We start from the raw sequence: 13,245 nt of genomic DNA on the forward strand, positions 1-13,245 counted from the left end.
TAACGTCCTGTCGCGAATCCTTAACTGCTAATCCTGTGTTGCTAATCCTGTGTTGCTAGCCCTGTGTTGCGAGCCACTGCTCAAGCGCTGTTATCGACGCCTGCCAGCAGGCGGTTAATTCAGCCACCGCCTTGCTATCCAATCCATTTTCCCCTGTGGTGTTGAGTGCTTTCTCCCACTGCTGACAGCACTGAGTCAGTGCTTTTAGCCCCATGCTGGCACTGCTGCCCTTAAGCGCGTGCAATAGTTTTGCGCCCTCGCTGATATGCGCCACAGAGCTTAGCGCCGAGAGTTGCTCCATTTGCTCAGTACTGGATGTTCGATAGAGCGCTAACATATCACTCACGGCTTTCACACCTAAGACCTCAAGATCTTGCTGTAACTGGTTAAGATCTAACAAGGTTTCAGCTTGATGGTTATGGCAGGTCGGCTCAGCCTTATTCACCGATTGAAGCGATTGTGCCGAGTGCGGCGATGACTCACTTAGTGAAGCTGGTAGTGAAGCTGGCACACGCGCAACACCTAACCATTCTGTCAGGGTTTGCAGGCTCAAGGGTTTAGCCAACACAGTATCAAACCCAGCCTCCCGATAGAGGCTAAGATCCTCCGTCTGCATCTGCGCGGTAAAGGCGGCAAACTTCACCTTGTCATTGGCGAATAACGCCTTTAACTGGGGTAATAGCATGAGTCCCGAGCCATCACTCAGCTGAATATCGAGCATCACGGCATCGAATGCCTTATCGCCACTCACATGCGCCAGCGCCTGCTGACAACTGATAGCCAAGCTGGAACTGTGGCCTAAATGCGCCAAAAATCCCTGCGCGACCATGGCATTGACCTTGTTGTCTTCAATCACTAACACCCGTTGGGGATTAACCCGTTTTTGCACCTGAGTTTGCGTATCTAATGCCCTATCACATTGGGTAAAGCTCAGCTCAAAACCAAACTCACTGCCCTTGCCAGGCTCGCTCTTGACCCAAATGCCCGGCCCCTGTGCATCCATCAGTTCAACTAACTGTTTGCAGATGGCAAGCCCTAAGCCTGTCCCACGGCTGCGCCCCTGATTAGGCAATACGCAGTAAGGCATAAATAATTGCTCGCGCACCTCGGGGGCAATCCCCACGCCGGTATCGGCCACCACAAAGGCTAACTTATCGCCTCGTACGCTAACATTGAGACTCACGCCGCCTTCGGGGGTGAATTTAATGCCGTTACCAATCAAGTTAAACAGCACTTGTCTCAGCTTAGGGCCATCGATCTGAATACACGCGGGTAACTGGGGACGATTCAGCCTTAGGCTCAATCCCGCCAAATTGGCGCCCGCCACCATAATCGCCAGCACTTCATCGAGCAAGGCGTTGATATCCGTTGGCCGCGGCTCATTGGTTAAATTGCCCTGCTCGAGGCGGGAGAAGTCGAGAATATCGCTCAGCACGGTTTGCAACAGCGTGCCGCTGTATTGCGACAGCGCGAGCATCTGTTGCTGCGCGGGCGGTAACTGACTATGGCCGAGTAAGGTAAGCGTCCCGAGTAAACCGTTGAGCGGAGTGCGGATTTCATGGCTCATGGTCGCCAAGAATTGGGATTTTGCCTGACTCGCCTCCTCGGCAATAATTCTTGCCTTAGCATGGCCTTTGGCCTCCGCATCGAGGCGCAGGTTGGCTTCGGCCAATTCCTGCGTGCGCCTGGCCACGGTTTGTTCGAGGGCCTTTTTATGCTCGGTCAGCTCATCGGCGACCTGGCGTAAATCCGTCTGTAATTTCAAATTGTGGGCGGTTTTTCGCTTAAATGCCTCGATGGCATTGGCCATAGCGGTCAACTCATCGTCGCCGTGGGCATCAAGGCTCACATTGGTGTCCCCTAAACTTAAGCGCGACATGGCCTCGGTCGCCTGATTTAACCTCAAGGCAATGCCGCGATAGATCACTCGATAGACCACGACCGCCATGATAACCAACATTAATATGCCCGTGCCCCACAGCCCCAAACGGGCGTAAGACAACTGCATTAAATAATCACTGCGGGCCAGCTCTGCCCGCTGTTGCTGTTGATTAAGCGCACTGTCCACCAGCGTGTTGAGGCTATAGAGTTTTTCCGCTAACTCCTGCTGCTGCCGCTGTTGGCGCTGTAGGCTTTGGCTCAGTTCTCGCTGTAATTTAATGATTTTTGGGGTATGAAGAAGGATAGCCAGCTCCGCCTTTAGCGCATTGAGCCTGCCAGGGTCGCGGATAAGCTCAGCCACTGTGGTGAGCGCCATTAAATCGATACCCACCTCTGCCGCTGGCGCCTCAGTGGTTGCCAGCTCGATAGCCGTCCCTTGTTTTGGATGATTTGGATGATTCTGTGCCATGGGGTGCGCCGGTGCAGTGCTGGCAAAGGTGGCCAATAAACGGGGAACACTCAATTGCAGTTCGGACTGTAGTTCGGATGCCTCAAATAACTGACTGAGCAGCGCAATTTGATGCACTAACTTGAGCGCACGGTTGAGCTGCTCCTGCACATCTAACTCTCGCTCAATCACATCATCGAGCAATTGACCACTGCGTTTATCCCCCGCCATATCTGGATAGGCTTGGCTGAGTTTTGCCAAAATCGCCGAGTCGACAACCGCCAATTCGGATTGTAATAATTCAGAGGCGCGGCCTGCGGCAACCGATAATTCGCGGGCTCTGAGCTGTAACTCATCGCCCAGAGTGATGCGCTGGCCTACACTCTTACCCAGTAAGGTTAATTGCTCGATGATTTGCCCAGCTAATACGGATAAATGATTATCTTCGTTCACATCCAGTGTCAGTAACACTTTGATGCTATTTAACATTGTGGCGCTTTCAAGGCTGAGTTTACGGCCGATAAATTCCCGTTGCCGCTCGTCCTCCACTTGACCTAACTGGGTCACGCCATCGGATAAGGCATTAGAGGCCTGTACTAATTGGCGCGCGGCTTGAGAGGCGGGTAAGGATTCTTCATACAGGTAGCTGTCGGCCTGTTTGAGCCAATGCAAACTCAGGCTACCTAAGCTAACCAGTAGTAACAGCAATACCCCAAGCACACCGAAGGCGAGCATGAGTCTGCCGGTTAAACTACTTCGCGATAAAGATAAAGGCGCCACGCTTATTCCTTCTGTTACAATGCATCCGAGATAATCACAGTGGATGATACGGGACAATGGGAAAATTTTGGCAAGCTTTGCTCACACTCACCACCTTTGGCCTGTTTTGTTTATCGGCAGCAGGCGCCAACAGTCAAACTTGGCCATTAGAGCAGCGCCTTCCCTTTAATGCCAACATTCAACAGGCGCAGGCACTTAATTATCATCCCCTGACTAAAGCACAACAGGCTTGGCGCATTTGTGCCTTAGTGCCTCACCTTAAGGATGCCTATTGGATTGGCATCGACTACGGGTTGATCCAACAGGCGAAACACCTCGGTGTGTCGCTGGATCTGTTCGAAGCGGGCAGCTATTACCATCAGGATAAACAACTCGAGCAATTAAGCGCCTGCATGAAGGGAGATTACGACGCGATTTTGCTTGGCGCCGTGAGTCCCAATCTGCTCGAACAGTTTCCAGAGCCACTAACTAAACCCGTGCTCGCACTAGTGAATAAACTCAATGCTGAACAAGTGCAGACCCATATCGGCGTTAACTGGTATCAAATGGGGCTAAGTGCGGGCAATTTTATTAAGGCGGATGCCAAAGCACATACGCCCACCCAGCCGACCACCTTAGCCCTCTTAGCGGGTCCTGAAAACCTAGGCGGCACTGATTTAGTCGAACAAGGCATTCGTCATGCCCTCGAGGGCAGCAATGTCAGCATCAGTGCGATTCAGCATGCAGATAACAATCGCAATCTCTACCGCGATCAATTACAGATACTGCTTAAGGCCCAGCGCCCCGACTATATTCTCGGCAGTGCGGTGGCGATAGAAGCCGCCGTTAGCACCCTCAAACAAAAACAGCTGACGCAAGACATCAAGCTGGTGAGCAGTTACTTATCCCCTGCGATTCTGCGCGGCTTAAAACGACAAAAAGTGGTCTACAGCAATGATGACTTGGTCGTGTTACAGGGCAAACTCGCCATCGATGTCACGGTAAAACAACTCGAAGGCGCCGCGCCTTTTGGCGATATAGGTCCTGCTATCGTTGAGCGCACGACCTCACAAAATACCTTATCGGATCTTAGCTTTAGTCTCGCCGAAGCGGATTTTTATCCCCTGTATCAAGTGCGCCCCTGAGTGCTTAACAAAGCGATTAACTCAGCACTTAACATAGGGCATAGGGCTTAAATATGGCGCTTAAGTTAGGGAATTAAGTTAGCGATTAGTCATCCACCTTAGCGGCAAACAAATAGCCCTCACCATGGACAGTAACAAAGAGTTCGGGATTAAGCTTATTACGCAGGCGGCGGATGATGACATCTATGGTTCTGTCATTCACATCCTGATTGCGATGACTGGTTTGCTGCATTAAGCGCTCGCGGGAAAGTACCTGCTGCGGATGTAAAGCAAAGGCGGTTAACAACTCAAATTCGGCCTTAGTGAGTTTGATAAGCTCCTCCCCTTGGCGCAGCTTACGGCTGTTTAATTCAAGCCGATAGCCTTCAAAACTCATCACATCATCGGGCTCGGATAATTCCTGCACCAGCGCTTGTTCGGCTTGTTTTACCAGAGAAATCCGCCACAGTAGGTTTTTAACCCTAACTAATAGCTCCCGCAGCTCGAAGGGCTTAGTCACATAATCATCGGCGCCCATCTCAAGGCCAACGATTTTATCAATCGATTCATCACGGCCCGAGACTAAGATAATCCCCACATGGGAGCGGCTACGTAACTCGCGGGTTAAGCTTAAACCATCTACTCCGGGCAGGTTAATGTCTAACATAATTAAATCAATATGTTGACGATTAAACTCGTGCCACATCTGCTCGCCATCGGCCGCCTCGACAACGCGGTAACCTTCTTTTTCAAAATACCCTTTCAATCGAGCACGAATAACCGCTTCATCATCGACAACGAGCACACTATAGGCCATGTTCTACATCTCTTATTTTGCTTAACTGAATTATTCATACTTTTTCATATTTGCATATGAGGAAAAGGTAAAATATGCGATCTCCGTTACTTTCTCGCACAAAAAACTGCCGAACTTTTACAGTAACATCAATATGACATATGCTTAGGCATATTGATTGGGGTGAGCACTAACAAACTATGAACAATAAAGAAGTAGTGATTGATGAAAGACGAAAGTTCTCGCGGATCCTCTTTGCCGCTAGCGCATCGGTACACCAAGGCGATAAACAGTGGCAAACCACCATACTCGACCTCAGCTTAAATGGCGCACTGGTGGACGAACCTGCCGGATTTAGCCATTCAAGTGAGCCTATCACCCTCAGTTTTACCTTGCCGGGCTCGGATATTGAGCTGCAAATGGAAACCGAGTTAGTGCATCAACGCAACCAGCAACTGGGTTTAAAGTGTAACTTTATCGATGTTGACAGCATCAGCCACCTCAAACGCATCGTTGAGCTGAACCTAGGCGATGCGTCGATACTGAATCGTGAATTAGCGCTATTTATCGAAAAACACAACAGCGCCGATTAAGCGAAAGCTCAGCGCGACACAGGCTTCACCGCCGATAACACCATAAAAAACAGCGCCATTAGGCGCTGTTTTTGTTTTACTGATTATATCGCTTCGAGGGCTTCGGATAATTTTGCCACGCCCACCACTTCCATGCCCGCTGGCGGCTTTTTCGGCACATTCGCACGGGGAACAATCGCCCGCTTAAAGCCATGTTTGGCGGCTTCAACTAAACGTTCTTGACCATTGGGCACTGGGCGAATTTCCCCAGATAAGCCCACTTCACCAAATACCACTAAATCGCTCGGTAAAATATCGCCACGGAAACTCGATACCATGGCCAGCAGCAAGGTTAAGTCGGCACTGGTTTCCGTCACTTTAACCCCGCCAACGACGTTGACAAACACATCCTGATCCGACATTTGTAACCCACCATGGCGATGCATCACTGCCAGTAACATGGCTAAACGGTTTGCATCCATGCCCACAGCAACGCGGCGTGGGTTCGACATCGCCGAATTGTCCACCAGCACCTGAAGTTCTACCAGCAGGGGACGCGTACCTTCCCACACCACCATCACTAAGGAGCCAGAGGATTCTTCCTCACCGCGGGAGAGGAAAATCGCCGAAGGGTTAGCCACTTCCTTCAAACCACGCTCGGTCATGGCGAATACGCCTAACTCGTTAATCGCCCCGAAACGGTTCTTGTGGGAGCGCAAGGTGCGATAACGGCTGTCGCTATCCCCTTCAAACATCACAGAACAATCGATACAGTGCTCAAGCACTTTAGGTCCTGCTAGACTGCCGTCTTTGGTCACATGGCCGACCATAATCACGGCAATGCCGTTTTGCTTGGCAAAGCGAGTTAAATAGGAGGCCGATTCACGCACCTGTGACACACTGCCGGGGCTAGATGCTACATCGCTCATGTGCATGACTTGAATAGAGTCGACGACGATGACTTTTGGCGATTCTTGCAGGGCGACTTCGCAGATCTGCTCCACACTGGTCTCGGATAACATCCGCAGTTTATTGGTCGGCAACCCTAAGCGATGGGCGCGCATAGCGACTTGCTGCAGGGACTCCTCACCCGTCACATAGAGCGCAGGCATTTGCTCGGCTAAATGGCACAGGGTTTGGAGCAACAGCGTACTCTTACCGGCACCAGGATGACCGCCAATCAGAATCGCGGAACCTGGCACTATACCGCCCCCGAGCACGCGGTCGAGCTCACCAAAATGGCTCACAATCCGTGGTAACGCATTGAGGTCAATTTGGTCTAAGGTTTTGACTTCGCTACTACCAGCACCGGCATAACCCGCAAACTTAGTTCCCCGTCCGGGCGAGGCGGCGCCTAAGCGCACTTCGGTTATCGTATTCCACTCCTGACAAGCACTACACTGCCCTTGCCAGCGAGGAAAATCCTGTCCACACTCATTGCACACGTACGCGGTTTTATTCTTTGCCATAACTTATTAAAATCTGTATAAAATCAATTTAAGTAACTGTGAATACTGCCGACATTAGACTAACACAGCACGGCATAAAATCAGCATTAGAAAAGACCCTACATGAGTTTAGATAACCATAATGCACTCATAGAACAGCTCAAGCCGCTACTCATGGAACCGAATTTCCAAGAGATTTTTCAGCAGCTGACTGCCGATGAAAACAATTCGACCCGTTTTCTGTTGAAAATGGAGTTGAATCGTTTGGCTTCGCCCTGCACCCGGATTATCGATCTTAGGGACAAATCTGAGTTGCCCTGCACCGAAGTCATGCTCGGCCAACAGCGCCATTTTCTCGATGAGCCCGCCAAGCATAGTCTGCAAGCGGCCATGTCTCTATACCGCAATAAGTACACCTTAGGGGTGTATGAATATGTCATCGCCGCCCATCAACAGCGGCGACAAAAACTGCGTCAGGTAACACAACAAACCGATAGCGTCGAGCCCGAGCCGTTTATGGTGCCCGGCGTGGTGCTCGGCAGTTATTTTAACCGCGCCGAAGAGCGGATGAATTACAGTATCCGCATTGCGGTGTCGCAACCCGGACGGACTGAAATGCCGGGGATCACCGTCGATTTATCGGTCGGCGGTGCGCGCATTCGCATGGCGGCGAATCATCCCTTCGATCTCGACAAGCCGCTTAAGGTCAAACTGCTCGAGCTGAGTGAAGAATATTACTACCCCGATTTACAACTCGGGGTCGATTACCAGATTGTCGATAGCCAAACCAATGGTGAATTCGTTTGGTTACGCTTGCGCCGGATTGGTGGTACCGATGCTTTAGGTGAAATGCTGGGCAACTTAATCCGTGGTTATAAACTTCGTTATAAGCTGGATGTAAATGATGTCTTAGTGACGGCCTCAGGCTTGGGATTCGAGCGTCATTACCTACCGCATCTGCCACATCTGCCTTTGTTTCTCAATCAGCAGTCCCAATCCATCACCCATATGCTGCTAAGCCGCGACAATCAGCAGATAGTGCATTATTTTCAGGATGAGAATGATATCAGCCAGTTGCCCGCCATGCTGACGCCAGCAAGACTCTCTGCGCTGGTCAATCATCCCGAAAATCCCGATTACGGATTGTTTTTTAGCTTTACCTACAACGCTCAAGGCTCACTGTATTTTTACTCGGCCACCTTAGCCGAATTAAAAGCCAAGGGCATGACGTCTTTATTCCTCGGTTTTGCTTCAACGAAACCGAGCTGGCGGATTTTCAAACTCATCCCAGATAAGATTTACCATGCTAAAGGTTATCGCCGTGCGACCTTGCCGGGGGATGATGCCAAGTACAGCCCGCTGGTGGAGCAGCAATTGTCCCAGTTCAGCCATATGCTGCAACTTATAGACCTCACCAATGAGGATGAAAGGGCCAGCTACAAAGCCTGGCAGGACGACAGCAATGCCAATGCGCTCAAAGCCTTTGGCCAACAGCGCCTAACGGCACACCAAATCAAGCCAGTTTCGATGCAATTTAGTGAGCGTCGACAGGAGGCTCGTTTTGCCTTCAAAACCTTAGTCAATGTGTCACAGGGAGCCCTAAAAGCGACGGGGATAACCTTAGATATTTCAGGCCGAGGTATGCAGCTGACGCTGGATAATCCGACTGAGTTTGCCACCAACAAGCCAATAATGATCAGTTTGCCTAAGTTGCAGACCATTGCCGGTAAGACTCAGCTGGATAATTTACCCTACCGTCTAGTGCGTACCCGTAAAAATGGCGTGACGCTCCATTTAGCTGCGGTCATGGGTCACACGCCCCACGTTGGGGTGGAGTTTTTAAATAAACTGATCGCCCATAACCGTGAAAAACTCGAACAGCTGACCGAGAACAATAGCGAGATAAAAGAGCTCGCCGATGGTTTAAAAAACATTCTGCTACGCGAGCTGCACTCGGTCCCCTACTTTGTTGAAAAAACAACAAAATCGGCACAGGTCGCCTGTTTAGGGGTCAGCACTGAGCATGATGAAATCAGCGATATTTTTGCCGCAGGTTCCTCGGATACCCTGCAATATAATCTCGCGCCGCTACTAAAAGATGGATTCTTTAAACGGGACATTCTCGATCCTATCCGCCAAATGAAGCCGCAGCAGGATATGGATTTTATTGAGGTATTTATCCAATTAACCCGCCAGTCCCGCGGTCAATTCCATTTAAAATGTGTTCCCGCCACCGAGCTTGGAGATGCGCAGGCCAAAATCGCCTTTATCAACCAAAGTAAACTGGCGGGACGCTTTATGGCGCTGCGGATTTACCGTGGTGCAACCGAGAAACCGGATATGGGTTACCTGCGCCGCGAATTGGAATACATCAACATCCACGCAAACCACAGGGCGAAACAACTCGAGGAACAACTCTGGCGGATTATCGGTGTAGGTGAGCTACTCGATATCACCCAAGAGGTGGAGCTGCGCTATCCTGCTCTGCAAAAATAAACGAGGGTACATAGCCCTAGTCTTTTAACACCGCCAATTCAAACCCGAGATACCAATCGCGGATCAGCGGAAAATGGTCACTCATCGCATCCAGATGGGTCAGCATATCCGCATGACCATAGTCGTGTTTAAAGCCATTCGCCTTTGAGAGCAAAGTGTATTTCACTTGGCGAAAACCACATTCAGAGATCATATCGGCGACATCTTCGGGATGCCCAAGCACAGTGTCGTTTTGCCCAGCAATAAACCACGCGACGGGCCAGTTGGCCGCTTTCGCCGCCTTGCCATAATCGAAGCCATCGTCATGGTCACGCCACTCTCCACGCACCCAATCTATGCTTTGAGTTAATGAGGCCCGGCTCTCGTTATCCATGCCGACACGCAGTTTATCGGCGGCGAGATACCCTTGCCCCACAGCTAAACTCGGGGCAAGGCGATTCCAAAACACATCGACCATCAACCATTTTTTAAAGGACTTCACTCGAATCGTGCGTTTACTGCCAAAGGTTAGCAGTGAACGTACACTCAGCTGCAATTCGGGGTAACGCGCTAAGGCGCTTGCCATCAACACGCCGCCCCAAGAATGCGCGCACCAATGCAATTGCGATGGCACCGGCTTTCCCTGTTCCTGACAACGCTGTTGATGTATCTTCAAAATATGCTGCTGCACTAATGGCAGTTGCTCGCGGATCACCTCGCCTTGCCCTAGAGTAAAGCCACGCGCAATTTTGGGTAGACTCAAACCTCTACCCGCCGTATCCAGCACATAAACCACAAAGCCCGCCTGAGCGAGAAAGCATCCTAAGCCTCGACCACTCTGGCTGTAAAATACCCGGCCATTGGACATAGCACCATGCAACATCAAGATCGGAGGCTTTGAAAAATCCGCATTAGCAGGCAACAACTGGCGCAAGTGCAGTTGACCATCTCGGTACGGAATATAGAGGGAAGTTTGTACGGGCGTTTGCGCCGAGTGTTGGGATGAAGGGGAAGTCAAAGTCAGTCGCTGGTAGTCCATTAATGAACACTAAACTACCAGCTAAGCGTCAAAAAACAAGAGTCATTACTCTAATGTTAACGACTCGAAAACGGCGGATAAATTAATACTGCAGCAGATAAGGCAATACCCGCAGATCTAAACTGCGGATCCGCGCATCAGCCGCCGCCGCAAGTTTAGGCTTAGCATGGAACGCTATCCCAAAGTCCGCCGCCTGCACCATAGGAATATCGTTTGCACCATCACCGATGGCTACACGCTGCCCAACAGGGATCTGCCAGTCTTGGCTACAACGGTTCACCACATCGGCCTTAAACTGGGCATCGACGACTTTCCCCGTGACGGTTCCCGCGAGCTTGCCGTCCGCAATCACTAATTCATTGGCAAAGGCTGCGTCTAAATTCAACAGCTGTTTTAAGTGACCAACGAACGGCGTAAAGCCGCCTGAGGCCACAACGAGGCGCCAATGGTGCGACTTAAGCTCGGTCAGCATGGCCTCAAGGCCCGGCATCAGTGGCAAAGTGTCACACAGGGTTTGAATAATCTTGGCATCGGCACCCTCGAGCTGGGCAACCCTTTGGCGCAAACTCTGCTCGAAATCCAGCTCGCCCTGCATCGCGCGCTCGGTGATCGCCGCCACTTGCTCGCCAACTCCTGCCATCGCGGCAAGTTCATCAATACATTCAATTTGGATCGCGGTAGAATCCATGTCCATCACCAATAAACCGGGCTCGCTCAGTTTAGGTAATGGGCCACGAATAAGGTGTAACTCTACCTGTGATGGACAGGTGGCTAACAGCTCGGCACTCGGCTCCACGGGAAACGCTAATTCAACGCAATGCAGCGCCACTTGACGTCGAATAGGTGCGATGGAGAGCGAGGTTAATTTAAGGCTTTCAGCAAGAGAAACAATCCAAGCCGCTAATGAGTCTTCAATGCTTAAATCCTCGTAAATCAGACGCATAGCAAATCCGCTCTGGGATGGCCGCGTAGACGATTCCTGATAAGCCTCGAAACTGAGCCCCTGATATTCAAAGCGAGGTGAAGGGCTAGCAGCTAACCATACAAACAGCGCATTTTGGTTCAAGCTTTCCATAGGACTCGTATTCTCCAACTATCGGGCTCACTCAGAATCAATTATGATTAGGCAAGCGCTCTAACTATTAAGGGTCAAAGTGTTATATCTTAAAGGGCTAAAGAAAAGCCATAAAATCAGTAGACTGCTCCAAATCGCCATCGCCCTGACCTTGATGGTCGGCTTAGTGCAATTGTGGCAGACAAGCCTACTACAAGGTCAGCTGCTTCTAAAGTCCCAAACGCAAAAGATGGCTAGATTACTGGTACAACAAACGGCCTACAGCGCGGCGCCCGCCCTACAATTGCAAAACGATGAACAACTCCAATGGCTGGCCAGTGCCTTAGTCGAAGATCCTAAGGTAATGTCGGCGGCCATTTTCAGCGACCAAGGTATACGCTTAGCCTTCGCCCAAAGCCTGACCAATGAAGCCTTAGATCCCGAATCCGAAGACATGAGTTTGCTCCTGAGCAAATATCCGCCCTATGTCGAACCCGTGATCCAAGATGGAAAAAATTTAGGCTATGTCGAGGTTAGACTCGATACCAAACTATTTTTTAATGAAATCAAAGAAGCGCATAACCTAAATATGGAGCAGCAGCAAATGATGCTGCTGGTTGCTGGCCTTATCGGTATGTTGTTATCCCGCGCCTTATCCTTTAAGCGCGCCGATTTTGACCGCCGTCGAACCCGCGCCAAATTGCGTAAAAACCCTAAGAAGAATAAAGCCATAAAAGCCCCCGAAGCGGCCGAGGAAGCTAAGCCATCGGATAGTCAAGATACGCAGCAGGATGCCGTTATCGCAAGTGGCACTGAGGCTGTGCAAAAGCCGGCAGAAGCTAAAAAGGCAAGAGAAAGCAAAGAAGCACAGGATCTAGACACTCCGCCCTTGGAGAAATCGGCCGTAAGCAAGGCGCAGAATGAAGACAGCAACCAAGCCATTGCCGAACCTAAAGCGAAGAAAGCCAAAACAAGCGCAGAAACAAAAGCTGCACTTGCGCCAGAACCCGTATCAGAGCAAGCAGCAGAGAAAGCGCTTGATGCGAAGCCAGAGCCTAAACCAGAGATAAAACCAGAGAAAGAGACAAAGGATGAGTCATCATCTGAGCCAACGCCTCAGTCTCAGTCTAAAACGGATACCAAAGCACAGCCGGCACAAACTTCAGTCACCGAGGCGCCAAGCTCAACGCCCGCGCCGAATAAATCTAAGGTTAAATCGGTGCGCCGAGTGAAAACCAATGCAGCGAAATCCACCACAGAGAAAGCCCCAGCTCAACCAAGCGATTTAGATACCGATTCTACGGGTTAATCGAGGCATCTCTGCTCAAACTGAAGCATCTTGGGTTTAGCGCCGCCTTACAAAATTATCCATCTAAGAGCCTGCAACACTGCTAAACCGATTGAACTTGAAGATAACGAGGCAGTAAAGAATCCACCTTCTGAAGAAGGTGGCTTTGTTTTAACCCCCTAAAAGGGGGCCTTTATTCAAGAGCAAGTTGACCCTGCTCTTGCCGCTCTACTTTCTCTTGATGCCTAACGTATCTACGGATTATTTCCTCGTTAATTCCAATCGAATCGACGAAGTATCCTCTCTGCCAAAAATGATTTCCCCAAAGTTTATTCTTACGTAGGTAAGGAAATTTACTGAA

Annotated in this window: 10 protein-coding genes; 4 read left to right on the forward strand and 6 right to left on the reverse strand. The window is 50.4% G+C overall.

What is annotated here, in order from left to right; all coding sequences use genetic code 11:
• Positions 1-55 precede the first annotated feature (55 nt).
• Complete coding sequence (torS, locus tag CBX96_RS16345; RefSeq protein WP_109287396.1) at positions 56-3,109, reverse strand: TMAO reductase system sensor histidine kinase/response regulator TorS; 3,054 nt, start codon at positions 3,107-3,109, stop codon at positions 56-58.
• Between the two features lie 56 nt (positions 3,110-3,165).
• On the opposite strand from torS, the gene torT reads away from it, so the two are divergent.
• Entirely contained in the window at positions 3,166-4,233 is a 1,068-nt protein-coding gene (gene torT, locus CBX96_RS16350) for a TMAO reductase system periplasmic protein TorT (protein ID WP_109287397.1), read from the forward strand.
• Between the two features lie 85 nt (positions 4,234-4,318).
• Here the strand turns inward: torT and torR are convergent, their stop codons facing one another.
• Positions 4,319-5,029 carry a two-component system response regulator TorR gene (torR, locus tag CBX96_RS16355; protein WP_011625509.1) on the reverse strand — a complete coding sequence of 237 codons (711 nt, stop codon included), beginning with the start codon at positions 5,027-5,029 and terminating at the stop codon, positions 4,319-4,321.
• A 200-nt stretch (positions 5,030-5,229) separates the two neighbouring features.
• Between torR and CBX96_RS16360 the strand changes: the two genes are divergently transcribed.
• Positions 5,230-5,601: a PilZ domain-containing protein gene (locus CBX96_RS16360; RefSeq protein WP_164717995.1), complete on the forward strand. Its 372-nt coding sequence runs from the start codon at positions 5,230-5,232 to the stop codon at positions 5,599-5,601.
• 83 nt (positions 5,602-5,684) lie between these two features.
• On the opposite strand, the gene radA is transcribed toward CBX96_RS16360, so the two are convergent.
• Entirely contained in the window at positions 5,685-7,049 is a 1,365-nt protein-coding gene (gene radA / locus CBX96_RS16365; protein WP_011621836.1) for a DNA repair protein RadA, read from the reverse strand.
• A 102-nt stretch (positions 7,050-7,151) separates the two neighbouring features.
• On the opposite strand from radA, the gene CBX96_RS16370 reads away from it, so the two are divergent.
• The gene (locus CBX96_RS16370) at positions 7,152-9,524 is read left to right on the forward strand and encodes a PilZ domain-containing protein (protein WP_109287398.1); all 2,373 of its coding nucleotides are present in this window, start codon (positions 7,152-7,154) and stop codon (positions 9,522-9,524) included.
• A 16-nt stretch (positions 9,525-9,540) separates the two neighbouring features.
• Here CBX96_RS16370 and CBX96_RS16375 read toward each other — a convergent pair whose 3' ends face one another.
• Both CBX96_RS16375 and serB read right to left on the reverse strand, forming a co-directional pair.
• Complete coding sequence (locus CBX96_RS16375; protein ID WP_109287399.1) at positions 9,541-10,542, reverse strand: alpha/beta fold hydrolase; 1,002 nt, start codon at positions 10,540-10,542, stop codon at positions 9,541-9,543.
• A gap of 82 nt (positions 10,543-10,624) precedes the next feature.
• Positions 10,625-11,617: a phosphoserine phosphatase SerB gene (serB, locus tag CBX96_RS16380; RefSeq protein WP_109287400.1), complete on the reverse strand. Its 993-nt coding sequence runs from the start codon at positions 11,615-11,617 to the stop codon at positions 10,625-10,627.
• Between the two features lie 79 nt (positions 11,618-11,696).
• On the opposite strand from serB, the gene CBX96_RS16385 reads away from it, so the two are divergent.
• A complete protein-coding gene (locus tag CBX96_RS16385; protein ID WP_109287401.1) occupies positions 11,697-12,905 on the forward strand; it encodes a YtjB family periplasmic protein in 1,209 nt (402 codons plus the stop codon).
• Between the two features lie 172 nt (positions 12,906-13,077).
• Here the strand turns inward: CBX96_RS16385 and CBX96_RS16390 are convergent.
• A partial coding sequence (locus CBX96_RS16390; protein ID WP_181382224.1) for a transposase occupies positions 13,078-13,245 on the reverse strand: 168 nt, incomplete at its 5' end.

Origin of the sequence: Shewanella sp. BC20, from assembly GCF_003129585.1 — a bacterium.
Classification (GTDB): domain Bacteria; phylum Pseudomonadota; class Gammaproteobacteria; order Enterobacterales; family Shewanellaceae; genus Shewanella; species Shewanella seohaensis.